The organism is Aquimarina rhodophyticola (genome assembly GCF_042434915.1).
In the GTDB taxonomy this organism is placed as follows: domain Bacteria; phylum Bacteroidota; class Bacteroidia; order Flavobacteriales; family Flavobacteriaceae; genus Aquimarina.
Map to the genome: position 1 here is coordinate 2,455,593 of NZ_CP170198.1, position 26,716 is coordinate 2,482,308.

The window sequence follows — 26,716 nt, forward strand, 5'->3', positions numbered from 1 at the left end:
ATATTAAGCATTTATTGCCGCTGTTCTAAAGCTTCTTGCTTTTGCTATAAAATTTTCGGTTTCTGCTATATAGGCCAAAGCAAATGTTTTGCTAGGAGCGTTGTTTTTTATTTTATATGCCAAGGTTGAAAATGTGCTTTTCAATTTGATTCGACCAGTCACTATGAACTCTTGGTCAAATTGACTTATAATCCCTGTATGGGTGTTTGTTTTTTTATTTTCTGATAGAAGCAATGCTTTTGCCGAATTTACCAAAGCACTGTATGCGTGATAAATAGCATCAGAATACACGTTGCTATAAAGAGACTCGATTGCATTTTCTAATTTCTCTTCGCTCTCTAGAAATAAGGTTTCTATTAAATCGATAACAACACCGGCACATTCACCAATTCCAATTTCTTTGACATATTTTTGTTCATTACCCCAATCGATAAAATCTTCTTGTGTTAAATTGTCAATTGATGATAAATCTTTTAATAGTTCGTAAAAGTATTTCTCTCCATTTTTCTCATAGTACTTCATAAAAGAATTTCCATTACTATTGGCTTCAAAATCATCCAAGATTCTGCGTAGCGCTTCTGGTCCTCTTCTACTAGGTACTTTTACAACTTTATCGGCAAAACGTCCGTTACCATTACCTATATTACCTCCTCCTAAAAGCACTTGTAAAGCTGGAGCAACTAATTTTTCTTTGGTACGTATAGACATTCCTTGAAATCCAATATTGGCCATATTATGTTGACCACATGCATTCATACACCCACTTATCTTGATAACCATGTCATCTTTTTTAAGATATTGTGGATATTCTATTTTGATAATTCGCTCTAGCTCCTCTGCGATTCCTGTACTACTTGCAATCCCCAAATTGCATGTATCTGTTCCCGGACACGCAGTTATATCAATAGCTTTGTTATACCCTGGAGCTGCAAAACCTAATTTTTTTAAAATCGTATAAACTACAGGAATTAAGTCTTTTCGTACGTGCGGAATTAAGATATTTTGCCGCAGAGACAATCGCAATTCGCCTGCCGCATATTTGTCTATTAAGTCGGCTAACAACCGTGCTTTATCTGTATAAAAATCTCCTAAAAGCACTTTAATACCAATAGCTACATATCCTTCTTGCTTTTGCGGAATTACATTGGTTGACTTCCATAATTCAAACGCTGTTAGGTCTTTAATCTCAACTGAGGGAGCTGTAATATTTTTGGGCACCGATATCTTATAAGCACCAGCATCTATTTCTATACTTTTTTCAGGAATTGCTAGTTGTTCTTCTTCAACCAACGTCCTAAAGGCCTCTATACCAATATCTTTAATTAGAAATTTCATACGTGCCTTGGCTCTACTTTTTCTTTCGCCATGACGATCAAAAATTCGAACCACCCCTTCCATCAGGGGAATAATTTTATTTGCAGCCAAAAAATCATAAAACACATCTGCATGTCGGGGTTGAGAACCTAATCCACCACCTAGCATGACTTTAAACCCTCTAATACCATCTTGAATTTTGGCTATAAAGCCTAAGTCATGCATGTAAGAAAGTCCCGTATCTTGGTCTGTTCCAGAAAATGAAACTTTAAATTTACGACCCATTTCTTGACTGATAGGATTTCTAAGAAAATGTTGAAAGACCGCGTGCGCATATGGAGAAACATCAAAAGGTTCATCTGGATCAATACCTGCAGTCTCTGATGCTGTCACATTACGAACAGTATTACCACAGGCCTCTCTAAGTGTTATATCATCCTGCTCCAAGGCTGCCCACAGTTCTGGAGTACGATCAAGATCTACGTAATGGATCTGAATATCTTGTCGCGTGGTAATGTGCAAACGTCCTCGCGAATATTCGTCTGATACATCACTAATTTTTCTGAGCTGATTAGATTTAACTTTGCCATAGGGCAGTTTAATACGAATCATTTGAACCCCTTCTTGTCGTTGTCCATAAACGCCTCTCGCTAATCGAAGACTTCTAAACTTCTCTTCATCAACCTTGCCCTTTTTGAAAAGTTCAATTTTCTTAGCTAACTCTATTATATCCTTTTCAACTACTGGATTCTCAATTTCGGTTCTAAAACTTTGCATCTTTATAAATATATTTCTTTAGAATAAACATACCTATGACTTTTGTGTATGCTTATATCACTTTAAAAAACTAGCTAAAATAGGTTGATAATCGACTGCACTAACTTATTCTATAAACCCAACACCAGCAGTGGTATTGGTTTGCGCATCGATTAATATAAAAGACCCCGAAGCTTTATTATCCTTATACGAATCAAATGCTAAAGGCTTACTTAATTGTACCACTACCTTTCCAATTTCATTGAGTCGTAGTTCCTTTATTGACGTATCGATCTCTGAAAAATCTGTTGCTACGCTACCCTGAATTTCTTTTATTTTTGAAAGAACTCTGTTACTCCCACTTTGAATAAAATAATTTGTTCTGGCAACTAAGTTTTTGCTATCCATCCAGCATACGGTAGCGGTAAGTTGCTTTGCAACCTTTGGCTTTTCTGAAGATTTAACTATCATATCCCCGCGACTCACATTTACATCATCAACAAGTGTTAGTACAAAAGAGCTCCCTCGACTGGCAGTATCAAACTGTTTATCAAAAAAGTGAATTTCTTTGACTTTTGAGGTTGTTAGCGATGGTAATACTGTTATTACATCACCTACAGAAAGATCTCCTCCGTACAATTTACCTGCATACCCTCTAAAATCATGAAACTCGTCTTTTTTGGGACGAATTACTGTTTGTACAGGGAAACGTACTTGAGACGCTTCATAAAGATCCTGAGCATCTAAAGCTTCTAGATGTTCTAACAACGTTTCTCCAGTGTACCAAGGAGTACGTTTGGATTTTTGAACTACATTGTCTCCTTGTAACGCACTTACAGGAATGAATGTAATATTTTGTTCGGTATACGAACTTTTTTCAATTAATTTTTGAAAATCCGCTTTTACAGCATTATATGTTTCTTCTGCAAAGTCTACCAAATCCATTTTATTGATAGCTACAATGATATCCTTAACTCGCAGCAAATTATTAATAAAAAAATGCCTATATGTTTGTTCAATTACTCCTTTTCTTGCATCTACCAAAATGATTGAAGCTTGAGATGTTGAAGCTCCTGTAACCATATTACGTGTATATTCGATATGACCTGGTGTATCTGCGATTATATAACTTTTCTTGGGGGTCGAAAAATAGATATGAGCTACATCAATAGTTATTCCCTGCTCTCGCTCTGCTACTAATCCATCAGTAGCCAATGAGAAATCTAGATAATCAAAACCATTCGCTTTACTTTTGGTTTCAATAGCTTCGAGCTTATCTGTGGTTAAAGATTTTGTATCATACAGGATTCTCCCGATCAAAGTACTTTTGCCGTCATCGACACTACCAGCTGTCGCTATTTTTAATACATCCATAGCTTTATATAATTTGGCTCTACTGAGCTTTTGTTTTTAATAATGACCTTTTTTCTTTCTCTGTTGAAGAATTTTACCTCGGCTTAAAAATACCCTTGTTGTTTGCGCTTTTCCATCGCTGCTTCAGAACGTTTATCATCAATTCGTGCACCACGTTCAGAGATTTTAGATTCTCTAATCTCTGCTACTACTTTTTGTATTGATACTGCGTCAGAAAGCACTGCTGCCGTACAGGACATATCACCCACAGTTCTAAAACGCACCATACGCTCTTCTACTTTTTCATTTTCTTCGCGATATACAACTGCATCCTCTGCTGACCAAATCATACCATCTCTAAGAAAAGTTTTACGCTTGTGTGCAAAATATATAGATGGAATTTCAATAGCTTCCTCTTCTATATAACTCCAAACATCTAACTCTGTCCAGTTGCTAATTGGAAACACACGAACATTTTGACCTAGATCAATTTTTCCATTTAAGTGATCAAACAATTCTGGACGTTGATTCTTCTCGTCCCATTGTCCAAAATCATCTCGAACAGAAAATATTCGTTCTTTGGCACGAGCTTTTTCTTCGTCACGACGTGCTCCCCCAATAGCTGCATCAAATTTAAATTCTTCCAAAGCGTCAAGAAGCGTAGTAGTTTGCAAACTATTGCGACTTGCGTACTTTCCTTTTTCTTCAACTACCTTACCTTGATCAATTGCATCTTGCACATTGCGCACAATAAGTTCGACACCCAACTCTTTTACCAATTTATCTCTAAATTCGATAGTTTCGGGAAAATTATGCCCTGTATCGATATGAAGTAAAGGGAAAGGAATTTTTGCTGGATAGAAAGCTTTTTGTGCCAAACGAACCAGGGTAATAGAGTCTTTTCCTCCAGAGAAAAGCAGTACTGGTTTTTCAAACTGAGCTACTACTTCTCTAAATATATAAATCGCTTCACTCTCTAGATGAGCAGCTTCTAATCCTGTGCTTTTATTTGTCTTTTTTTGGATTGTGTTTTTTACTAATACCTGCATGGTTGATTTGTTCTTTTCTTGGTTAGTTGGTATGTATTCCGCATTCTCTATTATCTAATACCTTAGTTGGGTCAAAATACTTAAATTCATTAGGCAATTGATTTTCTGAAAGGTAGACATCTAACTCTGCATCACTATAATGATAAAAAGGACTTACCTTAAGCACTCCATCTGCCCCATAACTTAGAATATCTAAGGTATCCCTTAAAGCAGTTTGACCTTTGCGTAAATTTGTAAACCAAACATCTGGAGAATGCTCACCCATCGCTCGTTTAAATGGTTCTAGCTTTACTTGTTCTGTAAACAGTCTATGCTTTGGATCGTCGATTTCTGGCACACCCAAAACCACATCACGATGTGCTGCTGTTTGTTTTGGCACATATAATTTTACATGTAAATTCAATTGTGCAATAACTTGTTCTGCATGTAGATACGTTTGTGGTGTATTATACCCTGAATCACACCAGATTACTGGTATATCCGATTTTGATAGCGCACATATATATAAAATAGAAGCCTCATAAGGTCTAAAATTTGTGGTTACAACTGGACGCTCTGCATGATTCACCGCCCATTGCGCCACCTCCAAAGGCGTTTTATTCTTGAGAGTCGTATTTAATGCTAACAATTCATTATCTGTAAATTTCATGCTTCTAATTTTTCTTAACTTTTCCTAATCAACTTTAACTATTGATACGTAATGGTAAAATTCATTTACCCCATTTTATTAAGTTCCATAACCGCTCATGGAAAAAATATAAAATCATTTTGGTTACAAAATCCACCGAGGCAATAGATGTAGCAAGTATAAGTTCACCAGTCAATACATATGAAATTAATAAGGTATCTAAGGTCCCGATAATTCTCCAGCTTATTGCTTTTGCAATACTTCGGACTGGAGATTCTGAAACACTATCCTTTTGATACGTAGTCTTTTTTGTAGCTACTTTCTCTAATATCATCTGGTCTAAAATCATCTTTTTTAATTAAATCTATTACCCTATAGGATTAGTAGGGTAACAAAAGTAAGGTATTTTATTTAAACTTTTTTAAGAAAGAATTAAAAATTAATTTTCGCACTTATTCTATAGTTTATAGAAAACAAGAAAATTATTCTAACTTTGGCGCTCTCAAAAAAAAATCATGAAAAAATCAACTTATTTACTTGTCTTATTGGCAGCACTTACTTTTATCACTTGTAGTAAAGACGATGGGAATTCTCAATCAGAATCATCTACCTCCCTTATCACAGGAGATTGGGATCTAACAAATTTTGAAATTCCTAAAGGTAAAAGTACGTTAGAAGCAGCTGGCGAATCTGTGATTACAGATTTTACCGCTACTGGTAAAAATTTTTCTAGCATAATCTCTTTTTCCGAAAATCCTAATACTCTTGTTAGCGACGGTAGTTTTGATACTGCTTTAGAAATTTCTTCAAATGGTATCCCTGCGATTACCCAAGAAGTTTCAGGAGAAGACTATTTTTTAACAGGTTCTTGGAAATTAGAAGGGGATAAACTCACTATTACTAATGAAGCATTAGATCAAACAGATATTGCTACTATCTTAACACTTAACGAGACTTCTCTTAAGTTCGAAGTTTCAATTCTTCGAACATTTTTTATTCAAGATATTGAAATAAAAACTGAGGGAAAAGCAATCTATACCTTAGAACGCAAATAAAAATATAATGATAATACTTAGAAAAGGTTGAGCAGGACTCAACCTTTTTTTATTGCTGATAATGCTTGTTCAATATCTCCTATGATATCATCGATATGCTCCAATCCTACAGAGCAACGTACTAAACCATCGGTAATTCCAACTGCAACTTTATCTTCTTGCGCTAATTTACTGTGCGTTGTTGAAGCCGGATGTGTCACAATCGTTCGAGTATCTCCCAAATTAGCTGATAACGAACATAGTTGGATGGCATCAAAAAAAGTTTTACCGCCATGTACCCCTCCTTTTACTTCAAAAGAAATAATATTACCGCCCAAAAGCATCTGTTTCTTAGCGATTTTAAATGCTGGATGGGAGGGTAAAAAGGGATATTTTACCCAATTAACATTGGAATGTTGTTCTAGAAACTTAGCTAATTTATATGCATTTTGACAGTGCTTTTCGACGCGAATTGCCAAGGTTTCTAAACTTTTGGATAGAATCCAAGCATTGAAAGGTGATAAGGACGGACCTGTATTACGTGAAAACAAATAAATCTCCCGAATTAATTCTTTGCGACCCACCGTAACACCTCCTAATACACGACCCTGACCATCAATCAATTTGGTAGCCGAGTGTATTACCAAATCTGCACCAAATTTTATAGGCTGCTGCAGATAAGGTGTCGCAAAACAATTATCAATAATCAATAGCAGCTTATGTTTTTGGGCTATTTCTGCAAGTAATTCTAAATCTACAATGTCAACACCTGGATTTGTTGGTGTTTCAGCATATAACACCTTGGTATTAGGCAGAATTAAGGATTCTATATGTGCTATGTTATCAATGTTAAAATAACTTGTTTCTATATTCCACTTTGGAAAATATTTGGTGAACAAGGTGTGTGTAGATCCAAAGACAGATCGTGATGAGACAATGTGATCCCCACTACTTAACAATGCTGCAAAGGTTGAAAAAACTGCCGACATCCCAGTTGCAAAAGCAAAACCATCTTCGGCACCCTCTAGTTTGCACATTTTGGCTACAAATTCTGATGTGTTAGGATTACTAAATCGACTATAAAGGTTCCGTTCTTTTTCTTCGGCAAAAGCTGCTCGCATTTCTTCAGAATTATCAAATACGAAACCTGAAGTTAAATAGAGCGGTGTCGAATGTTCAGCAAATTGTGTTTTTTCATTTTGTATGCGTACCGCATGGGTTTCAAAATTGTCAGATCTTACTTTCATACCTCTTTTTTATTGAGAATTGTTTTATAAATAATACTGGCCGTAGGCTCTAATGTTTTTGAAACTGAACAATATTTTTCAAAGGACAATTGAGCTGCGCGTTTTGCCTTTGCAGGATCTATATCTCCTTCTAGGAAAACGGTTACTATTATTTTTTTAAAGGGAGAGGCGCCTCCTATTTTCTCTCTTATCCCTTCTACCTCGGCACTATAAGAAGTTATGTCTTGTCGTTGTTTTTTGAGAATAGAAATTACATCAATCGCACTACATCCTGCGACACCCATTAGTACATATTCCATTGGACTTGGTGCTAGATCATGTCCTCCAGTTGCTGCCTTATTATCGATATACGTTATATGCCCTCGTTCATTTTGCAATTCAAAATGATAATCTTCATTTAATCGCTTTAATTGTATCTTCATATTTTAAGTTTAAAGGGGATCACCCTGATTATATTTTTTTTTGAGTATCAAAGTTACTCTTATTCTCCTCTTTCTACTAATCCAAAATTGCAGCTTGGCTACAACTATCTCCTAGTATAACAACAAACCTTAAAAACATATAAATAATGTTTTTAAAAATATCTTTCTTCTAACTATACACTATTGTAAAGTACTTATTTCATCTTTCTCTTAAAAAAATTGATAGGCTACCAACTTATATTCAATTCTAATAATATTACAACCTATAATGCTGTACTTTCTAATTACGTTTTATATAACTTCGATTACTACTTAGACTTAAATATTTCTTTCGTTTAGTATCACTCCTACTAAAGTAATAAAGCACGTATTTACACACCTTTTGTAAAAATACTTTGTAAGCATGCATTTAATTTTTTAAACTCTATTAAAAAAGCATCATGCCCATGTATAGAATCAATGATATAATGCGTGATGTTTTTATTCAATTTTCTTAATCTAGCAACTGTTTCTAGATCTTCTTCTAGCGTAAAAAACATATCCGATTTAATACTAATTATCAGAATATTCCCAGTAAAAGGTGCTAGTATAGATTCAAAATTATTTTGGCCTCGGGTTATATCGATAGAGGATAAAATATAGTTTAATAATTTGTATGCAGATAAACTAAATCTGGCATTTAACTCTTTACCATGATGTAACAACCAAGCCTCGACCGTATTCTTTTCATCATAATAATTATTAGTCTTTGGGAACTTATATTTAAGAGAGGCAGGAGTTCTATATAATGTCATTGCATGTACTCTTGCATCGTGAACAGGATTGACTGAATTGATCAAAATTTGGTCTTGAATTTTACAATTTGCTTTAATCCAATTTGTAGATTTCCAATCGGTTGCTATGGGAATAAAATACCTTACAAAATTTGGCTGTAGAGCTATCATCTCCCATGCTATAGCCCCACCTACGGAACCTCCCATTAATGCAAATAGCTGTTTAACTCCTAAAAACGCTAACCCTTTACAAAACACAGAAGCCACGTCATATGCTGTTAACGCATTAAAATCATCAACCATAAAAGGTGTTTTTTCGCCATAACCGTTTCCAGGAATATTAAAAGACAATACTGTAAATCGAGTTGTGTCGATAGATCTATGTTCTCCAACTAGATCGCTCCACCATCCAGTATCCCCTGCCACATTACTATTACCCGTTAATGCATGATTAATCATAACTATAGGAGCTGTTTGTAAAGATTGTCCAAAAATTTGATAGGATAAGCTAAAATTGGGAAGCCTCACACCTTTACTATTTATAAAATCATTTATATCAATCTTATGCAACATTTCACTAGCTATTTATATACGTTATAAGCATTTAAATTTTGGATAATTAAATTAAGTCTATTGCACAAAATCTGATTAAAAATATTTTAAGAAATCAGAAGCTAAGAAAATTAAGAAGAAAGGAAAATCAATGGACATCGAACGTGATTGATTTATGTTATCTATTCCAAAAAACACTTAAAGCGCTTGGATAGAATTTAGCACCTTCTTTATAAATAAAGGGTTGCTAAGGTTTCATAGGGTCTACTCCCTCCACCTTTCTTGATAACTTACTAAATATGTATAAGAAACTTATAACAAAGCTAATAATTATTATGAGAAATCACAGGGTCTGTATCATTTTGTTTATGCTATACTCCTATAAAAATTAATGATACGTTAAATACTTTCGGGTCTAATCATTTTTTATAACTTTGCCGGCATTATTAGCAGGGAAAGATTTGACTGATTGCAACCCTTTAAGATCAATTTATTTTGATTAAGCAAAATATGCTAAAGCAGTTATCAACCATACATTCGTTGATATATGTTTTTTGAGCAATCGCTTTAAAATCTTCCCATTAAACAATTTTTAAATGGCATATTTATTTACCTCAGAAAGTGTTTCTGAAGGACATCCAGATAAGGTAGCAGATCAAATTAGTGATGCTTTATTAGATAATTTTTTAGCTTTTGATGAAAATTCAAAAGTTGCTTGTGAGACACTCGTTACAACTGGTCAAGTTGTACTGGCTGGAGAAGTAAAATCACAAACGTATCTTGATGTTCAACAAATTGCTCGTGATGTGATCAACAAAATTGGTTATACAAAAGGTGCTTATCAGTTTAGCGGTGATTCTTGTGGTGTTATTTCGTTAATTCATGAACAATCACAAGATATAAATCAGGGTGTTGATCGCGATTCTAAAGAAGAACAAGGTGCTGGTGATCAAGGTATGATGTTTGGGTATGCAACCAATGAGACTTCAAATTATATGCCCTTAGCACTTGATATTTCACACAAAATATTGATTGAGTTAGCACAACTACGAAGAGAAGGTAAAGAAATTGCATATCTAAGACCAGATTCTAAAAGTCAGGTTACCATTGAATATAGTGATGATAATACTCCTCAACGTATTGTAGCAATTGTAGTTTCGACTCAGCATGATGATTTTGACAGTAACGACGAGGTAATGTTGGCAAAAATTAAAAAAGATATTATCGATATCTTAATTCCTCGCGTAAAAAAACAGCTCCCACAATATGTGCAAGATTTGTTCAATAGCGAAATCACTTATCATATCAACCCTACCGGAAAATTTGTTATCGGCGGGCCTCATGGAGACACTGGTCTTACAGGTCGTAAAATTATAGTAGATACTTACGGCGGAAAAGGAGCTCATGGTGGTGGAGCGTTTTCTGGTAAAGACCCGAGTAAAGTAGATAGATCTGCAGCATATGCAGCTAGACATATTGCCAAAAACCTAGTAGCAGCTGGAGTCGCTAACGAGATCTTAGTACAAGTATCGTACGCGATCGGTGTTGTAGAGCCTACGTCTATTTTTATAGATACATATGGAACAAGCTCTTTGGAACTTACAGATGGTCAAATAGCAGCACAGGTTAAGAATATTTTTGATATGCGTCCTGCTGCTATCGAATCTCGTTTAAAATTACGTAATCCTATCTATTCTGAAACTGCAGCCTATGGACATATGGGAAAAGAACCCAAAATGGTCACCAAAGTTTTTGAAAGCCCTTACTCTGGTAAAATTGAAAAGGAAGTCGAATTATTTACTTGGGAAAAATTAGACTATGTAACTACTGTAAAAAAGGCTTTTGGTCTTACTTAGTAATTCTTTTTTTCCTTTAAATTAGGAAAACCTTACTTACAATAAAAGCTGTAAACTATTGAAAATTCGCAATAGTTTACAGCTTTTGTTATTAGCAATATACAGTGGCAGTTCTTTATCCTCTAATTCTTATACAATTATGTTTAAAATCCTAGAAATGTTGCAATAAATTGAAAACTTGGATATTTAAAATTTATAAATAAAATTGCCGATTTATCAACGGGCTCTACCTTTCTTTTGGGCATAGAATCAAATATTTCACAAATTTAACCTCCTGTTACTGATTAAAAAATCAAGAGTACTTTTACATAAAATTGGAGTATCATAATCATGAAATAACAAGAAATATATTCAACCCTATAGCCTCAATAATTATAGGCACAATACCCTATTAAACCAAGTTTTCAATAGCAATTGAACTATCAAATTGGTACGCTTTATTCAAAAAAAGCTTTTCTATTCAATGTTAATACAAGAAAAATACCTCTTCAAATTCAAATAATTTTAACAAGACTATTGATTAGCGTTAAACTCCCGCTAAACTTGATTCTTAAATTTTTATCCATCTCTGGATAAGTGTAACTTTATTAAAAAGAGAAATCATGTTCATATACTTTATATGGACTTAAAAAAATTATTGTTATGAATATTAAAGATAAAGTTGTAATCGTAACTGGTGCATCAAGTGGAATTGGAGAAGCAACCGCCATCAAATTGGCAAAAGAAGGTGCAAAAGTAGTGTTAACTGCTAGAAGGTCTGATCGCTTAGAAGAATTAAAAAATAAAATTGAAGCTAAAGGCAACCAAGCTCTTGTAGTTACAGGTGATGTAACTAAAAAGGAAGATTATAAAAAAATTGTCGATGAGACTTTAAAACATTATAACACTATTGATGTTATTATTAATAATGCAGGATTAATGCCTCTTTCATATGTCAAAAATTTACATACAGACGAATGGGACAAAATGATTGATGTCAATATAAAAGGTGTTACTAATGGTGTTGCTGCGGTGCTTCCTACAATGATGAAACAAAAGAGCGGTCACATCATAAATATTTCTTCAAGTGCCGCTCGAAAATATTACGCTGGCGGTGCTATTTACTGCGCTACAAAAGCCGCTGTTAAAATGTTTTCTGAAGGTTTAAGACAAGAGTTAGCGCCTACATACGGAATTAACGTAACCTCGATTGAACCTGGTTTTGTAGACACAGAGCTGACTGATACTATTACGGATGAAGAAATTAAAGAAGAAATGGCTCCCATGATTAAAAAAGTGACTACCCTTGAGCCCGAGGATATTGCTGAAGCTATTCATTACGCCATAGCACAACCTAAGAGAGCAAATATTAATGATGTTTATATTATGCCAACCGAACAAGAAAATTAGATGCAGTTTTGTAGCATGCAATACAAAATCCGTAGTTTAATCATTAAACTACGGATTTTTTTGATTTAAGTTTAGTGTATAAAATATATCCTGCAAATACAATTATGCTACTAATAGAAATCCAAAGTAATACCGTCTTTAATTTGTCCACATAACCCCCAGTATATGCTATTAGTATAACCAGTGGAGTAATACCAACTAAGGTAGCACCTACAAATCTAAAATAATTTATATTTAAAATTCCAGCTACAAAACTAATTGCATCATTAGATAAAAAGGGATTTAGCCGTGTAATAATTATCGTCCAAAATCCAAACTTTCTCATAAATTTTTGAACTGTATTATTGGTATTTTCACCCACTATTGAAACTGTTATAAAACGAGTAAAATATTTACCCACATAAAAACCAACTGTAGATGCCACTAAAATACTACTGTATATCAAGACACTGCCCCAGAAAGGTCCGTAAGCAATAACTGAAACAATCATCAATACGATGGAAGGTATTATAATTAAGAACATTTGCAAAATCATTGCAACTATTAGGATAATAGGTCCTAACCAACCAAAGCCAGTAATCCATGAGTTTATTTCATCATGATCACCACTAGATAAAACACGCCAAGATTCATCAAAAAAATTAGCTGCTTCAGGTATAAAAATATAAGAACCCGCTGCAACTAGAAGCAAGAAAAATGTAATGAGCTTGGTTACATGTTTTTTGAGCATAGTTTTCAAAAGGGATAATTAATATACTTGAACTAGCATTTTCCCTTCATTCTTACCATCGAATAGATCTAAAAATGCTTGTGGTATCTGATCAAAACCTTGTACTACAGTTTCAGAATAGGTTATTTTACCTTCGTTCAACCATGTTGATAATTGATTTATGGCAGGTCCAAACTCTTTGACGTAATCCCTAACGGTAAATCCTTGCATAAGAACGCTATTTTTTATTAACGTGCCTTCGTGGCGAGGTCCAGTTGGGGGTTTACTTTCATTATAAATAGAAATAGCTCCACAATTTATTACTCTACCATACTTATTTATATGTTGCATAACAGCATCAAGAATTTCACCTCCAACATTATCAAAGTACACATCGATACCTTCTGGACAATATTTCTTTAAAGCATCAGGCATTGAGTTGGTAGTTTTATAATTGATGCCATTATCAAACCCAAACTTATCTAGCATGGTTTTGATTTTATCATCACTGCCTGCGATTCCAATTACTTTACATCCTTTGATTTTTCCTATTTGTCCAACGATACTTCCCACCGCTCCTGATGCACCTGAGACTACCAATGTCTCACCTTCTTTAAGTTTTCCTATTTTTTCTAAACCCAAGTATGCTGTGATACCCGTTAATCCTAACACACCAAGATAAGCCGTTAAAGGTGCCATATCTTTATCTACTTTATTGAGACCTGTACCTGTGGATATTTGATAATTTTTCCATTGAAGCATCCCATTGACAAACTCACCCTCTTCAAAATTTGAGTTTTTTGAAGAAATAACTTCTGCTATGATTCCAGACTCTACGGGTTCATTTAACTTAAAAGGTTCGATATATGATTTCACATCACGCATTCTACCTCTTAGATAAGGATCTACAGATACATACTTTGCTTTTAATAATACTTCTCCATCTTTTGGGTTAGGTTTATCTATTTCGACAAACTCAAAATCTGATAATGCAGGTTTCCCCTCTGGCCTGTTTTTTAACAATATACTTTTATTCATATGCTTAGTATTCTAATTTTCAACTAAAGTTAAAAGATTATAACCTAAGTAAAAATTTATAACGTATTGCTTTAGCTAGCTTTTAGAAAAGATTAACGGATACGCTACATTCGACATAATTTTTGGGAGAAATATTAAGACTTAAGACATATAAAATCGGTTCGAAAATAATTTATTACCAAATTACTAAAACCTGCCTCACGAATATTAGTTATAGATAGTATTAGTTTTATTATAGTTTTAACCTTTTACTATAAAGAATTGACAGCTTTTTAACGCGATAGACAACGTACAATGGGTACCTTTAAATTTCATTTAAAATCAAAGAGCCATGCATCACTTAGATACCTTATCACAACAAATGAATTCTTTAAAAGAAGAGGGATACACCACAGAATTTGAATTAAATAATAATAAAATTATAGATCATAAATCTAGCAATAGCTACACCATCGATGAGTTTGAGGTCGTACAAACTTTTAGATTTGAAGGAGCGAGTAATCCTGCAGACAGTTCAATTTTGTATGCTATTAAGACATCTCAAGGTGATAAAGGAATCCTATTAGGTGCTTATGGCGTAGACGGCGAAGAAGTTTCAAAAGAAATGATTGATAAATTGCGCGCAGTTAATTCATAATCCAAAAAATAATTTTACGTAAAATATAAAGGTAAAGGATGCAGCTTAATGCATCCTTTTTCATTTAGCTAAATAGTTAACTTGTTTAAATAAATTAACCACAACCTATTGCTATTGATTACTTAAATTATGTTCGAAGTAGTAAAACTATTTTTTCAAACTAAGGAAATCTATTATATTTACGATTTTAGTAACTAAACGATCCTTACTAATCCCCATAAATAATAATCTATGCATGTTGCAATAGCCGGAAATATCGGTGCCGGAAAAACTACTCTTACAAAATTATTAGCTAAACACTATAAATGGGAGGCTCAATATGAGGATGTCTTAGAAAATCCATATTTAGAGGATTTCTACAATAAGATGGAACGCTGGTCTTTTAACCTTCAAATTTATTTTTTGAATAGTAGATTTCGACAGATTTTAGAAATCAGAGAAACCGGTAAAGATATTATTCAGGATCGAACCATTTATGAAGATGCCTATATTTTTGCTCCAAACCTACATGCAATGGGGCTAATGACCAATCGAGATTTTGAGAATTACAAATCGTTATTTAATTTAATGGAGAGTGTGGTTGAAGGACCTGATCTATTAATATACTTACGCAGTAGCATCCCTAATTTGGTATCTCAAATCCATAAAAGAGGTAGAGATTACGAAAACACCATAAGTATTGATTATCTGAGCAGATTAAACGAACGTTACGAAGCTTGGGCTCATGACTATGATAAAGGAAATCTTTTAATTGTTGATGTTGATGATATTAACTTTGTCGATAACCCTGAGGATTTAGGAACTATTATTAATCGCATTGATGCAGAACTTAATGGACTCTTTTAAGCAATTCGCTTTTATGGTATGACTCTCAACCAGTTCTTCACTATGTTTGACAACAGGGATTAACTATTAGAGAAAAATCTGCTAAAATTCTGTTCAAACAAATTTTGGATATAAATAAAAAAGACTGCCTTTTTAGACAGTCTCTTATTTATAATACTATTGGGTTTAGATTAATTATCATCTGTACCACCAGTTCCTGTATTTTCTTTAACTTCGTCTACTCCTTCTTCAACTGCATCCCCTATATCATCTGCAGCATCTTCGATAGCATCACCCATATCATCTGCTGTTTCTTCGATATCTCCTTTTTCTTTGTTTGTATCTCTACAAGAAGTTAATGCTGTACTAAAAGCAAATACAAGCATAAACATTACGATTACTTTTTTCATTTTTATGTATTAATTAGTTAATATTAATTATCGTCTCCAATTCTATCAATTTCTTCATCAATTTCTTCATTGACTTCTTTGTCTACTTTCTCTGCAGCACGCTCTAATATCCCTTTGGATTCTTCTTTTTCTACTTGAACTTCTTTAACAATAACTTCTTTTTTAGTTTCTTTACAAGAAGTAAAAGCAAATCCTATGCTAGATAAGATTGCTACAATAAAAATAACTTTTTTCATAGTAATGGTCGATTATAAATGTTAAAACAAAGATATAGTAGCAATAACATTCATAATTAAAATAAATTTATAATGTTTTCACAAAAAATGCTAAAAGGGTGTAAAGGTTGTTTTGCTGTGAGATAAGAAAAATATAACCTATTTATCGGTATTTAAAAGTTTATTTGATGCGATATATTGAGAAATAATAACGGTCGCCCCAGTATTACTATTTACAAAATGCTCTGCAATCATCCCAGTCTTTTCACGATAGGATTTATCTTTTAAGAGCTTATTCATTGCATCCTCAAATTCTTGACTAGTAGCTATTGAAAATAATCCTGCTAATTTTTGAAGTTGTTTGGCTTCTCTAAATTTTTCAAAATTCTTTCCAATAAGTATAGGCACCCCAAAAGTAGCAGGCTCCAAAATATTATGTAAACCTGTAGTTCCCATTGCCCCTCCCACGTAGGCGACATCTGCATAACTATAAAGTTTTGATAAGATCCCAATGGAGTCTACTATGCAAACCTGAGGATAGCTTTTTTCATGAATAGGATACGTATTTCTATTGGAGAACAACACTATTTCTTTTGTTATTTTTGAGCGAAGGCTTTTTATATTTTCTGTTTTAATCTCATGCGGAGCGATTATAAAACAAGTTGAATTGTCTGAATTATTAATAAACTTTACAAAAACATCTTCGTCCTCTGACCATGAACTTCCAATAACGATACATTTACGATTGTTAATAAAATGATCTATAAAGTCAATAGTATTATCCATCGCTATCTGTTGACTCACCCGGTCAAACCGTGTATCACCACTTAAAGTAACATTTGAGAAATGTATGGACTTCAACAATTGTATCGAATGTTCATCCTGAACAAAAAAATGATTGACGAGAGCCAGCTTATTCCTTAAAAACTTGCCATACGTCTTAAAAATAGCTTGATCCCTTCTAAAACTGGCAGAGATTATTAGTAAGGGAATGTTTCTCTTATGAAGTCCTGAAATAAAATTTGGCCAGAATTCATACTTTACAAAAATTGCAATCGCTGGTTGAACATAATTCAAAAAACAACTTACATTTTTTGGCGTATCAAGTGGCATGTAAGTAATATGATCTGCAAGAGCACTTCTTTTTTTGGCCTCATAACCAGAGGGTGAAAAGAAGGTTACCAAAATTTTATAGTCTGTATATTGTTTTTTCAGAAGTTGCATAACTGGAACACCTTGTTCATATTCTCCCAAAGATGCACAATGAAACCAAATAATCTTATGAGAAGCAAGTTGCAACCCTTTGAGTTCATCAAAAACCTTAGAACGTCCATCAACAAATAGTTTCAATTTTGGCGACAACAACCTAATTAACGGTAAAACTATTTCAAAAAATTTTATTAGAAGAGTATATAACGTATTCAAAACAGCAAAATTAAAGAGATGCTAAAATACATTTCTTTTGTAAAAAATAGCGTTGTTGTTAGTTTCATTATTTTGTACTTTCGTGATGTTTCAATACACACTTATGAAAAAGATACAAATGGTTGACCTTAAAGGTCAATATGCGGGAATTAAAGAACAAGTTGATTCCTCAATATTCGAAGTAATTAACACTGCAACTTTTATAAATGGTCCAGAAGTCCACAGTTTTCAAAAAGACTTAGAGGACTACCTCGATGTTAAACATGTTATACCTTGTGCTAATGGGACCGATGCTTTACAAATAGCAATGATGGGTCTAGGATTACAACCTGGAGATGAAGTAATTACTGCTGATTTTACATTTGCTGCAACCGTAGAAGTCATTGCCTTACTTCGGCTTACTCCAGTTTTAGTTGATGTAGAGCTTGATTCATTTAATATAGATCCAGCTGCGATAAGAAAGGCGATCACCCCTAAAACTAAAGCTATAGTACCTGTGCATCTATTTGGACAAGCTGCAAATATGGATGAGATAATGACTATAGCAAAAGAATTTAATCTGTATGTTATCGAGGACAATGCTCAAGGAATAGGTGCAAATTACACTAATAAAAATGGGCAAAAACAAAAGACAGGAACGATAGGTCATGTAGCATCTACATCTTTTTTCCCCTCAAAAAACCTTGGATGTTATGGTGATGGTGGCGCAATTTTTACAAATGATGATACCTTAGCTCATACTATTAGAGGCATTGTTAATCATGGTATGTATGAGCGTTACCATCATGATGTTGTAGGTGTTAATTCACGATTAGACTCAATACAAGCTGCTGTATTACGAGCTAAATTACCAAAGCTCGACAGTTACAATAAGGCCAGAAGAGATGCTGCACAAAAATATAATGAGGCATTTAAAGGAATTAGCAATATTGTTACACCCAAAGTATCTAGTACATGCCAAACCACCTGCGATATTATTTGTGATACTTGTGACTGCCATGTTTTTCATCAATATACTTTAAGGGTACTTAATACAAATCGTGATGCACTAGTTAAACACCTTCATTCAAAAAATATTCCTTGCGGTGTCTACTATCCAATTCCTTTACATAGTCAAAAAGCATATACTAGCGATCATTATAATGAAGATGATTTCAAAATAACTAATCAACTAATCAAAGAAGTGATATCATTACCTATGCATACAGAGTTAGATAAGGAACAAATTGAGTACATTACCAAAAATGTCATTGACTTCTTATCCCGTTAAGTACCTAAACAATCAAAACTTATGAAAATTTTTAAGATTACGTTTACGATTTTACTACTAACTTTTTTTAATTATATACAAGCGCAGGACTTCTATCTACATTGCGGTAAAGTTCTGGATATAGAGAGTGGTAAAATTCTGACTGAAAAGACAATTATAGTAGCCGACAACCTCATTCAAGGTATTGAAAATGGTTTTAAAAGTGCTAAAGGCGATGTAATAATTGTAGATCTTAAAGAAAAGGTAGTATTACCAGGTCTTATTGACATGCATGTACATCTCGAAAGCGAAACAAATCCAAAACAATATTTGGAACGTTATACCAACAACGAAGCAGATTTAGCATTTAATGCAGTAGGCTTTGCTAAAAATACTTTGCTAGCAGGTTTTACTACCGTACGTGACTTAGGTGGAAGTGGTGTAAATATTGCCTTAAAAAAAGCAATAGCAAGTGGTAAGATTGATGGACCTAGAATTTTTACTGCCGGAAAATCATTAGCTACTACAGGAGGTCATGCCGATCCAACTAATGGTAGCAGTCGTGAATTAATGGGTAACCCAGGACCCAAAGAAGGGGTGGTTAATTCTGTAGATGATGCCAAAAAAGCTGTTAGACAACGCTATAAAAATGGAGCCGATTTGATCAAAATTACTGCAACGGGAGGTGTCCTTAGTGTTGCTAAAAGTAGTTCTAACCCTCAATTTACTATAGAAGAAATCAAGGCCATTACACAGACTGCACGAGATTATGGTTTTCATGTAGCGGCTCATGCACATGGAGATGAAGGCATGCAACGTGCGATATTGGGTGGTGTAAAAACAATAGAGCATGGCACCTTAATGAGTGAGGAAACAATGGATCTTATGATTAAATACGATGCCTATCTTGTACCTACTCTAACTGCCGGGAAAGAGGTATCTGAAAAAGCTCAAATTGAAGGATACTACCCAGAAATCATTGTCCCAAAAGCATTAGAAATTGGTCCAAAAATTCAAAATACATTTGGTAAAGCGTATAAAAAAGGAGTCGGGATCGCCTTTGGCACAGATGCTGGAGTATATAAGCATGGGCAAAATGCAAAAGAGTTCGGCTTTATGGTCGAAGCTGGTATGCCCGCTATAAAAGCAATTCAAAGCGCTACTTTAACCAATGCTTCAATTCTCAACATGGCTGACAAAATCGGAAAAATACAATCAGGTTACTTTGCTGATATTATAGCAGTTGATCAAGACCCTACTCAAAATGTAAATACACTAGAGAAGGTTTCTTTTGTAATGAAAAACGGAAAGATTATAAAACAATAAAACTAATATAAAGATTACATCATTTAGATCATCATTCAAAAATTAAAATTGAATGATGATTTTTTATTTTCAAAAAAAAACCAACTTAAACAAAGTTTTAAGAGCATGAAAATCATTTAATTACAGCGATAAAAATCTGATTTACCTCCTAATTTCTAACTAACACAATTTTCCACCTCAGCTTATTTTTTGTATAAATTACATTCTTAGCTGTAAGCATTCTCACTATAACATGACCAATTCCTTATTATGTTAGTGTAAGTAATAGCCACTTTTACTAATCGAAATCAAAATAAGTTACTCATGAAAACAACTCGTTTACTAATAGTATTTGGTATTTTTTTTAGTCTTACCTCCTGTATTAAAGAAGATATTATAGATGATCAAGTAGAACCTGCTCTAAAAATTACCAATCCGTTACAGTCATTAGCAGTTGGTGACTCATATATATTAGAAGCTATCTTCACTAACAACATAGGACAAGAAGAGTCTCAAAATTTTTCATGGTCCAGCTCCAATGAATTGGCAGTAAGCGTGGATAATAAAGGAACTGTAACTGGTAATGATATAGGTGAATCAACAATAACAGTTAGTACTACCACAAATTCAGAAGTAATTAAAACTACTACGGTAGTTAAAGTAGGAGATAAGACAGTTGTAGCTAACGAACCCAAAGAAGGTTCTATTATTTCTACAAGTAGTTATGAATTAAAGGGTGATTTTATTTTAGAAAAAATTGAGGACCAAGATTTTTTAAAATTATCAATAGCAAATAACTATGTGGCTTCTACAGCCTTACCCGGATTATACCTTTACCTAACCAACAATCCTAATAGCATCAGCGGTGCTTTAGAAATTGGACCAGTTACCGTATTTGAAGGAGCGCATTCCTATAGTATAAGCACACAGGATGCAACATTAAATCAATATAAATTTTTACTGTACTGGTGTAAACCTTTTTCTGTAAAAGTTGGTGAGGGAGAAATAAAATAAGATTATAATATTATGAAAAAGCATCACTTAATAATTACTATATTATTTATAGCAACACAATCTTTGACCGCGCAATGGACCAAGGGTAAAAATAAAGGATATTATAAACTATCTGCTTGGTCCTTAACTGCCGATCAACATTATACAGACACAGGTGAGATCGACCCAAATGCTACACGAGGTCAATTTAATGTGAGTTTTTACGGTGAATATGGGATATCAAACAAAATTGATATAATAGCTTATATCCCCTTTTTTGCAAGGGCTTATCAAAATGATCAAATCTCGGGCACTACAGGAGCAACCATACAAAAAGGTGAAGCTATTAATAGCGTTGGAGACAGTGATATTGGTATTAGATATGCAATTTTAAAAAGGGATAATATAGCAATATCCACTACTTTAAAACTAGGCATTCCAATTGGTGAAGATGCCGGCGGTTCAGACAAAAGTTTTCAAACTGGTGATGGAGAATTTAACCAATTACTTCAGGCTGATTTAGGGATTCCATTCACGATTAAGAATATTCCTTTATATGCTAAAACTTTTATAGGTTTTAATAATAGAACCGAAGATTTTTCTGATGAACTACATGCCGGTGCAGAGATAGGATGCTCATTTTTGAAGCAAAAAATATGGCTAATCGGAAGGTTCAATACAGTGCAATCACTACAAAATGGAAGTAAATCAGCCCAAAACTCGCAAGGAAGTATTTTTGCCAATAACATTGAATATACTAGCGTTGGTGGAGAGATCGCCTACTATTTTACTAAAAAACTTGGCTTCTCACTAACATATACTTCAGCAATTAATGGTCGAATAATCTATGCTAATCCATCAATATCAGGAGGAATTTTTCTAGATATTAAATAAGAAATTGCTAAATTATATAGCAGAGAAAGGATTAGTTCCCTCTGCTATATAATTAAAATTTATTCTTAAATCGCTGCAGATGCGGTCTCCATACCGCGGTTTATTTTTTTTACCAGACCTGATAAAACTTTACCTGGACCTACTTCTACAAAAGATGTAGCACCATCTGCAATCATATTTTGAACACTTTGCGTCCACTTGACAGGCGCTGTTAGCTGTGCTATCAAATTATTTTTAATTATTTCTGGATCTGTTACAGCGGTAGTGCTAACATTTTGATAAATAGGACAAATTGGATTGCTAAACAAAGTTTCTTCGATTGCAGCAGCTAATTCTTCTCTAGCTGGCTGCATCAAAGGTGAGTGAAATGCACCACCTACAGGAAGTAACAAAGCTCTTCTAGCTCCTTTTTCCTTCATAAGTTCACAGGCTTTTGCTACAGCTTCGTTCTCACCTGAGATCACAAGTTGACCTGGGCAATTGTAATTTGCAGCAACTACAACACCGGTAATTGATGCACATACTTCCTCGACAATAGCATCTTCCAATCCTAATACGGCAGCCATTGTAGAAGGGTTCATCTCGCATGCTTTTTGCATTGCTAGTGCTCTTTTTGATACTAATTTTAAAGCGTCATCAAAAGTAAGTGTTTGATTAGCCACAAGTGCAGAAAATTCACCAAGCGAATGACCAGCTACCGTAGCTGGTTCAAAACTAGCTCCGAGAACTTTAGTTAAAATAGTAGAATGTAAAAAGATAGCAGGTTGTGTAACTTTTGTTTCTTTAAGTTCATCAACTGTTCCTTCAAACATTATTTTTGTGATTTCAAAGCCTAAAATCTCATTAGCTTTCTCAAAAAGACGTTTTGCTTCTTCAGATTTTTCATAAAGATCTAAACCCATCCCGCTAAACTGTGCTCCTTGTCCAGGATATATATATGCTTTCATTATTTTTCAATTAAATTTAGACAAAAGTATAAATTCTAAAAGAAAGACATGAGGTTTTTTATGATGAGGTATAATAATCTACTCGCATTGCTTACCTTTTCATATTTCAAATATACCTGCAACACACGTGTTTAGGCTATATTAAATAATCTTACATTATCAAGATTGTTAACAACTTAACTCACCTGTTCCTTACACTCAAACGTTGTGGTTCTCAAAACACCTTGTTTTTCGATCATACAAACATTGCCATCCAACGCGACGTTATAAAATATAGCTTTATTATTAAAAAAATAACAAGTATAATATTGTTTAGCCATGACTTACATGACAACTTAAAAAACTGAGATATTATTTTATTTTTATATATGTCAAATAAGTAAAAGCATACGCATGTTTTGGGTCTGCTGGATGATATTCATTCGATTCCAGTCTCCACATGGCATTTGAAATTTTCGGAAAAAAAGTATCTGCTTCTACGTTAGCATGCACTCGGGTAAGCTCTATTTTATCAGCATATTGCAATCCAATAGTGTAGATTTCACCACCCCCTATAATAAAGGGTTGATCATCTTTTTTTGCCAATAATAATGCCTCTTCCATGGTATGAACTACAATCGCACCTTCGGCTTTATAATTTTTATTGCGTGTAATCACAACATGAACTCGATTAGGTAAGGGTTTTGGAAAAGACTCGAACGTCTTACGACCCATGATAATAAAATGACCCGTAGTTAACTGTTTAAACCTTTTGAAATCATCTGGCAAATGCCAAACTAAATCATTATCCTTACCCAGCGCATCATTTTCGGCTGCTGCTGCAATAATTGTAATCATAATTTTATTTTATTCTTAATTGTTATACCCCCTACGAATCTAAACTTTTATCCTGAGGAAGGTTCGGAATCGATTGATTAAATCCCATTTCACGTTCCATTTTTTCAATTTGAGCCTTTTGCTTTGCTACAAGTTTCAACATTTGTCTATCTGTCCATTGCTTACCCATAAATGTACTAAAAAGAAAAACCTTACCCGTGTGAATAAGTAAGACGAATGCCCATAAAAAAACGGCATAAACAAACCAATCTACATCAAATAGCTGTATATCTTTACCAAAACCAAACACAAGATTAAGTATGATGAAGAATATAGCTCCCGACAGAAAAAAAATGAAATGAAAGAACAATCGCTTTTTTTCTAGAATTCTAACTCGAGCATTTTCAAACAATTCTCGCTGTTCTGCATCTATATGAGGTAGTTCCTTATTTTTTGAAAACATAAATAGTATCTTAGTAACCTTGAGTAAAGATACCAGAATTAGCAAAAATCATATACTATACTTATGAAGAATTTAAGAAAAGAGTTCCCTATAGTCGATCAACTAACATATCTTAATACTGCATATTCGGGCCCTTTATCTATAGGTTTGGTTACTCATCGTAGAGCACAAGACCAACAACAACTCATGAACGCTAGTTTATATCGGCATGAAAATGACACTTTATTTGATAGCGTAAAAAGAACTGTAGCATCCTGTTTTGGTGCAGCTAATGCTTCGGTTGTATTAACACAAAATTTTTCGGTCGGAATAAACACCATATTTAACGGCTTAAGCACTTCAAATAAAATACTACTTCTTCAAGATGATTACCCAGCTATGCAGATAGCAGTTGAAAGTAAGGGTTTTTGTACCAAATATGTTGCTTGGGATGATAATTTGAAAGAAAATCTAAAAAAAACGATTGATCAATATCAACCAAATGTGTTCGCTTTTAGTATTGTGCATTATATTAGCGGAGCAAAAATTGCTGCTGATTTTTTAAAGGATTTAAAAAAAACATATCCAAATCTTCTTTTGATTGCCGATGCTACCCAGTTTTGTGGCATTAGTAATTTTAACTTTGATGATTCTGGAATTGATATCCTTGGAAGTAGCGGATATAAATGGCTTTTAGGGGGTTACGGAAATGGTTTCTTTATATTTAAAGAAAATGTACTTGAAGCTATAACTCCTAATTCCTATAAAAAAAGTATAGCAACTTCATCTGCCCCGGACAGTTATAAAAGTCTTGAAGCATGTTTTCAACCAGGCCATCTCGATACACTCAACTTTCATAGTTTAGAATATTCATTAAAACTTCTACAAAAAATAGGCTTTAATAAAATTGAAAATCAATTAAAAAATTTAGCAACCAAGCTATGGTCTGAATTAGATGATCTTAATCTAGTTAATTCAAAGCTTTTAAATTGGTCAAACCAAAGTAATATCATAAACATCCCAGGTGATGATAGCCTTTTTAAAACCTTAACAAAAGAAAAAATTATTTGTTCTCAGCGAGGATCAGGGATTCGATTGAGTTTTCATTTTTATAATACTGATAAAGATATCGAACACGTAATTAGCGTTCTAAAAAACGCGGTATAACTATTCAATCAGTCCAAAATTTCTACACCTCTCCAAAACGCCACATAGTTCTCAATTTCTTGAGCTAATTTACTGGTTGTTGGATAAAACCAAGCAGCATCAACATTGGTTTCTCCATCTACTTTTAAAGTGTAATAAGAGGCTACTCCCTTCCATGGACATGTAGTATGCGTAGCACTATCAATAAAAAATTCTTTATTTATTGAAGACGGAGGAAAATAATGATTATTTTCAATCAGCTTAGTCTCATTACTCTCAGCTAAAACTTTACCCTTCCAGATAGCTTTCATAGTTTTATTTTTTGTTAAAAATGTAGTTTTTATAACGCTTTTGCGAATCTGTAAATGATTCACTTATTTGCAATCCTGCCTCGTCTGCAAGCCAAGAAACTATTTCATCATCATATTTTTGTGAAATTTCAGTATGGATAGTTTCCCAAGCTTCCAACTGGATTTGTAAATCCAAATCATTAATTGCTATAGTTTGTTTTTTAGTACTAACTAAAAAACTTTTGGCAGTTCCACTCTCGGGATCATACGTCTCCCAATGAATAAAAGTATCTAAGTCAAAATTACTATCTAATTCTTTATTAATTCGGGTTAATATATTTTTATTAAAGGCTGCTGTAATTCCTGTTGTATCATTGTAGGCATTTAGAACTGTTTGAGGGTTTTTTTTCTGATCAAAACCCATAAAAAGCAAATCATTTGTGTTCATAACATCTCGTAGCCTTTTCAAAAAATCAATGGCTCTAGGATGTTTTAGATTACCGATATTAGATCCTAACACCATAATAACCTTTTTACGAGAACTCAAATGTTGTAATCGATCTAGTACCTCAAAGTATTCCCCTATTTGCCCTTGCACGTCTAATTCTGGAAACTCTGTGTTGAGACTCGCTACCAATCCATCTACCGCATTTTTACTTATGTCAATTGGATGGTATGTAAAATTTTTTTTTGTTGACAATAACTCTTTAAGTAACACTTTTGTTTTTTTACCATCGCCCGCACCAAGCTCTATCAAATCAAAACCTTCATCCTGATCACTAAAGCTATTGGCTATATGAGAACTATGTGAAATTAAAATTGAATGCTCGGCTTCGGTAAGATAATATTCTGGTAAAGCCATGATCTGTTGGAATAAAGCATCTCCTTTTTTATCGTAAAAAAATTTAGATGATAAATATTTAGGAAAAGCGGTAAGTCCTTCCTGTACTTCTTGCGCAAGAGAGGATATGATAGTATTTTGTTGATTTGAATTCATTCTAA

28 protein-coding genes and 1 riboswitch are annotated in these 26,716 nt (G+C 33.7%); of the genes, 10 read left to right on the forward strand and 18 right to left on the reverse strand.

The window, feature by feature from the left end; all coding sequences use genetic code 11:
* Nucleotides 1-3 precede the first annotated feature (3 nt).
* From ACE939_RS10635 to ACE939_RS10655, 5 genes are all read right to left on the reverse strand, one after another.
* A complete protein-coding gene (locus ACE939_RS10635; RefSeq protein WP_378185557.1) occupies nt 4-2,091 on the reverse strand; it encodes a HEPN domain-containing protein in 2,088 nt (695 codons plus the stop codon).
* A 105-nt stretch (nt 2,092-2,196) separates the two neighbouring features.
* The gene (locus ACE939_RS10640; RefSeq protein WP_378185558.1) at nt 2,197-3,444 is read right to left on the reverse strand and encodes a sulfate adenylyltransferase subunit 1; all 1,248 of its coding nucleotides are present in this window, start codon (nt 3,442-3,444) and stop codon (nt 2,197-2,199) included.
* Between the two features lie 83 nt (nt 3,445-3,527).
* Nucleotides 3,528-4,472 (reverse strand): sulfate adenylyltransferase subunit CysD, encoded by a 945-nt coding sequence (cysD, locus tag ACE939_RS10645; protein WP_378185559.1) that lies wholly within the window; start codon nt 4,470-4,472, stop codon nt 3,528-3,530.
* Between the two features lie 22 nt (nt 4,473-4,494).
* A complete protein-coding gene (locus tag ACE939_RS10650) occupies nt 4,495-5,121 on the reverse strand; it encodes a phosphoadenosine phosphosulfate reductase family protein (protein WP_378185560.1) in 627 nt (208 codons plus the stop codon).
* A gap of 61 nt (nt 5,122-5,182) precedes the next feature.
* Nucleotides 5,183-5,449 (reverse strand): DUF2061 domain-containing protein, encoded by a 267-nt coding sequence (locus ACE939_RS10655; RefSeq protein ID WP_378185561.1) that lies wholly within the window; start codon nt 5,447-5,449, stop codon nt 5,183-5,185.
* A gap of 166 nt (nt 5,450-5,615) precedes the next feature.
* Between ACE939_RS10655 and ACE939_RS10660 the strand changes: the two genes are divergently transcribed.
* The gene (locus tag ACE939_RS10660) at nt 5,616-6,155 is read left to right on the forward strand and encodes a hypothetical protein (RefSeq protein ID WP_378185562.1); all 540 of its coding nucleotides are present in this window, start codon (nt 5,616-5,618) and stop codon (nt 6,153-6,155) included.
* Nucleotides 6,156-6,193: 38 nt separating this feature from the next.
* Here ACE939_RS10660 and ACE939_RS10665 read toward each other — a convergent pair whose 3' ends face one another.
* From ACE939_RS10665 to ACE939_RS10675, 3 genes are all read right to left on the reverse strand, one after another.
* Nucleotides 6,194-7,381: a trans-sulfuration enzyme family protein gene (locus ACE939_RS10665; protein WP_378185563.1), complete on the reverse strand. Its 1,188-nt coding sequence runs from the start codon at nt 7,379-7,381 to the stop codon at nt 6,194-6,196.
* On the reverse strand, nt 7,378-7,803 hold the full coding sequence (locus ACE939_RS10670) for an OsmC family protein (RefSeq protein WP_378185564.1): 426 nt from the start codon (nt 7,801-7,803) through the stop codon (nt 7,378-7,380). The genes ACE939_RS10665 and ACE939_RS10670 overlap by 4 nt, the downstream gene beginning before the upstream one ends.
* A gap of 371 nt (nt 7,804-8,174) precedes the next feature.
* Complete coding sequence (locus ACE939_RS10675) at nt 8,175-9,149, reverse strand: alpha/beta fold hydrolase (protein ID WP_378185565.1); 975 nt, start codon at nt 9,147-9,149, stop codon at nt 8,175-8,177.
* 154 nt (nt 9,150-9,303) lie between these two features.
* Nucleotides 9,304-9,420, reverse strand: a riboswitch (SAM riboswitch).
* A 304-nt stretch (nt 9,421-9,724) separates the two neighbouring features.
* Here ACE939_RS10675 and metK point away from each other — a divergent pair.
* Both metK and ACE939_RS10685 read left to right on the forward strand, forming a co-directional pair.
* Complete coding sequence (gene metK, locus ACE939_RS10680) at nt 9,725-10,984, forward strand: methionine adenosyltransferase (RefSeq protein ID WP_378185566.1); 1,260 nt, start codon at nt 9,725-9,727, stop codon at nt 10,982-10,984.
* 642 nt (nt 10,985-11,626) lie between these two features.
* Nucleotides 11,627-12,373, forward strand: coding sequence for an SDR family oxidoreductase (locus ACE939_RS10685; RefSeq protein ID WP_378185567.1), 747 nt, complete (start codon nt 11,627-11,629; stop codon nt 12,371-12,373).
* A 43-nt stretch (nt 12,374-12,416) separates the two neighbouring features.
* Here ACE939_RS10685 and ACE939_RS10690 read toward each other — a convergent pair whose 3' ends face one another.
* Entirely contained in the window at nt 12,417-13,103 is a 687-nt protein-coding gene (locus tag ACE939_RS10690; protein WP_378185568.1) for a TVP38/TMEM64 family protein, read from the reverse strand.
* An 18-nt stretch (nt 13,104-13,121) separates the two neighbouring features.
* The gene (locus tag ACE939_RS10695) at nt 13,122-14,120 is read right to left on the reverse strand and encodes an NADP-dependent oxidoreductase (RefSeq protein ID WP_378185569.1); all 999 of its coding nucleotides are present in this window, start codon (nt 14,118-14,120) and stop codon (nt 13,122-13,124) included.
* Nucleotides 14,121-14,451: 331 nt separating this feature from the next.
* Here ACE939_RS10695 and ACE939_RS10700 point away from each other — a divergent pair, with 331 nt between their 5' ends.
* A complete protein-coding gene (locus ACE939_RS10700) occupies nt 14,452-14,757 on the forward strand; it encodes a phosphoribosylpyrophosphate synthetase (protein ID WP_378185570.1) in 306 nt (101 codons plus the stop codon).
* A gap of 231 nt (nt 14,758-14,988) precedes the next feature.
* Nucleotides 14,989-15,603, forward strand: coding sequence for a deoxynucleoside kinase (locus ACE939_RS10705; protein WP_378185571.1), 615 nt, complete (start codon nt 14,989-14,991; stop codon nt 15,601-15,603).
* A 170-nt stretch (nt 15,604-15,773) separates the two neighbouring features.
* Here the strand turns inward: ACE939_RS10705 and ACE939_RS10710 are convergent, their stop codons facing one another.
* The 3 genes from ACE939_RS10710 to ACE939_RS10720 all read right to left on the reverse strand — a co-directional run bounded on the left by ACE939_RS10710 (nt 15,774) and on the right by ACE939_RS10720 (nt 17,557).
* Nucleotides 15,774-15,992 (reverse strand): hypothetical protein, encoded by a 219-nt coding sequence (locus ACE939_RS10710; RefSeq protein WP_378185572.1) that lies wholly within the window; start codon nt 15,990-15,992, stop codon nt 15,774-15,776.
* 23 nt (nt 15,993-16,015) lie between these two features.
* Nucleotides 16,016-16,228 carry a hypothetical protein gene (locus ACE939_RS10715; RefSeq protein ID WP_378185574.1) on the reverse strand — a complete coding sequence of 71 codons (213 nt, stop codon included), beginning with the start codon at nt 16,226-16,228 and terminating at the stop codon, nt 16,016-16,018.
* A 138-nt stretch (nt 16,229-16,366) separates the two neighbouring features.
* Nucleotides 16,367-17,557: a 3-deoxy-D-manno-octulosonic acid transferase gene (locus ACE939_RS10720; protein WP_378185575.1), complete on the reverse strand. Its 1,191-nt coding sequence runs from the start codon at nt 17,555-17,557 to the stop codon at nt 16,367-16,369.
* A 178-nt stretch (nt 17,558-17,735) separates the two neighbouring features.
* Here ACE939_RS10720 and ACE939_RS10725 point away from each other — a divergent pair, with 178 nt between their 5' ends.
* From ACE939_RS10725 to ACE939_RS10740, 4 genes are all read left to right on the forward strand, one after another.
* Entirely contained in the window at nt 17,736-18,902 is a 1,167-nt protein-coding gene (locus ACE939_RS10725) for a DegT/DnrJ/EryC1/StrS family aminotransferase (RefSeq protein WP_378185576.1), read from the forward strand.
* A gap of 21 nt (nt 18,903-18,923) precedes the next feature.
* Complete coding sequence (locus ACE939_RS10730; protein ID WP_378185577.1) at nt 18,924-20,207, forward strand: amidohydrolase family protein; 1,284 nt, start codon at nt 18,924-18,926, stop codon at nt 20,205-20,207.
* Nucleotides 20,208-20,510: 303 nt separating this feature from the next.
* The gene (locus ACE939_RS10735; RefSeq protein ID WP_378185578.1) at nt 20,511-21,200 is read left to right on the forward strand and encodes an Ig-like domain-containing protein; all 690 of its coding nucleotides are present in this window, start codon (nt 20,511-20,513) and stop codon (nt 21,198-21,200) included.
* Between the two features lie 12 nt (nt 21,201-21,212).
* Nucleotides 21,213-22,073, forward strand: a complete 861-nt coding sequence (locus tag ACE939_RS10740; protein ID WP_378185579.1) for a hypothetical protein — start codon at nt 21,213-21,215, stop codon at nt 22,071-22,073.
* A 65-nt stretch (nt 22,074-22,138) separates the two neighbouring features.
* On the opposite strand, the gene fabD is transcribed toward ACE939_RS10740, so the two are convergent.
* The 3 genes from fabD to ACE939_RS10755 form a co-directional block, all read right to left on the reverse strand.
* Entirely contained in the window at nt 22,139-23,020 is an 882-nt protein-coding gene (gene fabD / locus ACE939_RS10745) for an ACP S-malonyltransferase (protein ID WP_378185580.1), read from the reverse strand.
* Nucleotides 23,021-23,371: 351 nt separating this feature from the next.
* Entirely contained in the window at nt 23,372-23,857 is a 486-nt protein-coding gene (locus ACE939_RS10750; protein ID WP_378185582.1) for a dihydrofolate reductase, read from the reverse strand.
* A gap of 31 nt (nt 23,858-23,888) precedes the next feature.
* Nucleotides 23,889-24,299: a 2TM domain-containing protein gene (locus tag ACE939_RS10755; RefSeq protein ID WP_378185583.1), complete on the reverse strand. Its 411-nt coding sequence runs from the start codon at nt 24,297-24,299 to the stop codon at nt 23,889-23,891.
* 63 nt (nt 24,300-24,362) lie between these two features.
* On the opposite strand from ACE939_RS10755, the gene ACE939_RS10760 reads away from it, so the two are divergent.
* The gene (locus ACE939_RS10760; protein WP_378185584.1) at nt 24,363-25,445 is read left to right on the forward strand and encodes an aminotransferase class V-fold PLP-dependent enzyme; all 1,083 of its coding nucleotides are present in this window, start codon (nt 24,363-24,365) and stop codon (nt 25,443-25,445) included.
* 8 nt (nt 25,446-25,453) lie between these two features.
* On the opposite strand, the gene ACE939_RS10765 is transcribed toward ACE939_RS10760, so the two are convergent.
* Nucleotides 25,454-25,735, reverse strand: a complete 282-nt coding sequence (locus ACE939_RS10765; RefSeq protein WP_378185585.1) for a DUF427 domain-containing protein — start codon at nt 25,733-25,735, stop codon at nt 25,454-25,456.
* 4 nt (nt 25,736-25,739) lie between these two features.
* The gene (gene egtD, locus ACE939_RS10770) at nt 25,740-26,711 is read right to left on the reverse strand and encodes an L-histidine N(alpha)-methyltransferase (RefSeq protein ID WP_378185586.1); all 972 of its coding nucleotides are present in this window, start codon (nt 26,709-26,711) and stop codon (nt 25,740-25,742) included.
* Nucleotides 26,712-26,716 lie beyond the last annotated feature (5 nt).

Excerpts from the sequence above, each read along its gene's own strand:
- ACE939_RS10635 (WP_378185557.1), bottom strand. The coding sequence starts at position 2,091 with ATGCAAAGTTTTAGAACCGAAATTGAGAATCCAGTAGTTGAAAAGGAT.
- ACE939_RS10640 (WP_378185558.1), bottom strand. The coding sequence starts at position 3,444 with ATGGATGTATTAAAAATAGCGACAGCTGGTAGTGTCGATGACGGCAAA.
- cysD (WP_378185559.1), bottom strand. The coding sequence starts at position 4,472 with ATGCAGGTATTAGTAAAAAACACAATCCAAAAAAAGACAAATAAAAGC.
- ACE939_RS10650 (WP_378185560.1), bottom strand. The coding sequence starts at position 5,121 with ATGAAATTTACAGATAATGAATTGTTAGCATTAAATACGACTCTCAAG.
- ACE939_RS10655 (WP_378185561.1), bottom strand. The coding sequence starts at position 5,449 with ATGATTTTAGACCAGATGATATTAGAGAAAGTAGCTACAAAAAAGACT.
- ACE939_RS10660 (WP_378185562.1), top strand. The coding sequence starts at position 5,616 with ATGAAAAAATCAACTTATTTACTTGTCTTATTGGCAGCACTTACTTTT.
- ACE939_RS10665 (WP_378185563.1), bottom strand. The coding sequence starts at position 7,381 with ATGAAAGTAAGATCTGACAATTTTGAAACCCATGCGGTACGCATACAA.
- ACE939_RS10670 (WP_378185564.1), bottom strand. The coding sequence starts at position 7,803 with ATGAAGATACAATTAAAGCGATTAAATGAAGATTATCATTTTGAATTG.
- ACE939_RS10675 (WP_378185565.1), bottom strand. The coding sequence starts at position 9,149 with ATGTTGCATAAGATTGATATAAATGATTTTATAAATAGTAAAGGTGTG.
- metK (WP_378185566.1), top strand. The coding sequence starts at position 9,725 with ATGGCATATTTATTTACCTCAGAAAGTGTTTCTGAAGGACATCCAGAT.
- ACE939_RS10685 (WP_378185567.1), top strand. The coding sequence starts at position 11,627 with ATGAATATTAAAGATAAAGTTGTAATCGTAACTGGTGCATCAAGTGGA.
- ACE939_RS10690 (WP_378185568.1), bottom strand. The coding sequence starts at position 13,103 with ATGCTCAAAAAACATGTAACCAAGCTCATTACATTTTTCTTGCTTCTA.
- ACE939_RS10695 (WP_378185569.1), bottom strand. The coding sequence starts at position 14,120 with ATGAATAAAAGTATATTGTTAAAAAACAGGCCAGAGGGGAAACCTGCA.
- ACE939_RS10700 (WP_378185570.1), top strand. The coding sequence starts at position 14,452 with ATGCATCACTTAGATACCTTATCACAACAAATGAATTCTTTAAAAGAA.
- ACE939_RS10705 (WP_378185571.1), top strand. The coding sequence starts at position 14,989 with ATGCATGTTGCAATAGCCGGAAATATCGGTGCCGGAAAAACTACTCTT.
- ACE939_RS10710 (WP_378185572.1), bottom strand. The coding sequence starts at position 15,992 with ATGAAAAAAGTAATCGTAATGTTTATGCTTGTATTTGCTTTTAGTACA.
- ACE939_RS10715 (WP_378185574.1), bottom strand. The coding sequence starts at position 16,228 with ATGAAAAAAGTTATTTTTATTGTAGCAATCTTATCTAGCATAGGATTT.
- ACE939_RS10725 (WP_378185576.1), top strand. The coding sequence starts at position 17,736 with ATGAAAAAGATACAAATGGTTGACCTTAAAGGTCAATATGCGGGAATT.
- ACE939_RS10730 (WP_378185577.1), top strand. The coding sequence starts at position 18,924 with ATGAAAATTTTTAAGATTACGTTTACGATTTTACTACTAACTTTTTTT.
- ACE939_RS10735 (WP_378185578.1), top strand. The coding sequence starts at position 20,511 with ATGAAAACAACTCGTTTACTAATAGTATTTGGTATTTTTTTTAGTCTT.
- ACE939_RS10740 (WP_378185579.1), top strand. The coding sequence starts at position 21,213 with ATGAAAAAGCATCACTTAATAATTACTATATTATTTATAGCAACACAA.
- fabD (WP_378185580.1), bottom strand. The coding sequence starts at position 23,020 with ATGAAAGCATATATATATCCTGGACAAGGAGCACAGTTTAGCGGGATG.
- ACE939_RS10750 (WP_378185582.1), bottom strand. The coding sequence starts at position 23,857 with ATGATTACAATTATTGCAGCAGCAGCCGAAAATGATGCGCTGGGTAAG.
- ACE939_RS10755 (WP_378185583.1), bottom strand. The coding sequence starts at position 24,299 with ATGTTTTCAAAAAATAAGGAACTACCTCATATAGATGCAGAACAGCGA.
- ACE939_RS10760 (WP_378185584.1), top strand. The coding sequence starts at position 24,363 with ATGAAGAATTTAAGAAAAGAGTTCCCTATAGTCGATCAACTAACATAT.
- ACE939_RS10765 (WP_378185585.1), bottom strand. The coding sequence starts at position 25,735 with ATGAAAGCTATCTGGAAGGGTAAAGTTTTAGCTGAGAGTAATGAGACT.
- egtD (WP_378185586.1), bottom strand. The coding sequence starts at position 26,711 with ATGAATTCAAATCAACAAAATACTATCATATCCTCTCTTGCGCAAGAA.